At 58.9% G+C, this 248-nt stretch carries 1 protein-coding gene; it reads left to right on the top strand.

What is annotated here, in order from left to right; genetic code table 11:
- Nucleotides 1-248, top strand: a 248-nt coding sequence (locus V0R37_RS22910) for a hypothetical protein (protein ID WP_420376665.1), incomplete at both ends; no start/stop codon positions are given.

The following is a 248-nucleotide window of genomic DNA, read 5'->3' as shown; positions in this document are numbered from 1 at the left end:
GATTAAAGAAATTCTTTCGCCGTTGGCCAAGGCTGAGGATTACCCCGGTAGCCTGATTGACTTTAACGTGCGTGCTGAGCGCATGGGCTGGCTGCCGTCAGCACCACAACTGGACACTAACCCGCTACGCCTAGCGAAAAAAGCCGAAGCCGCGGGCATGTCCACCGCCGACTATGCGGTTCAGCAGCTCAAGAGCGGTGAACTGCGCTTTGCAGCGGAAGACCCGGACGCGCCAGAGAACTTCCCGC

Source organism: Pollutimonas rozaliensis, from assembly GCF_048751585.1.
Lineage (GTDB): Bacteria > Pseudomonadota > Gammaproteobacteria > Burkholderiales > Burkholderiaceae_B.
Note: the sequence above shows the minus strand (reverse complement) of the source record. Positions and strands in the feature narration are given on the sequence as shown.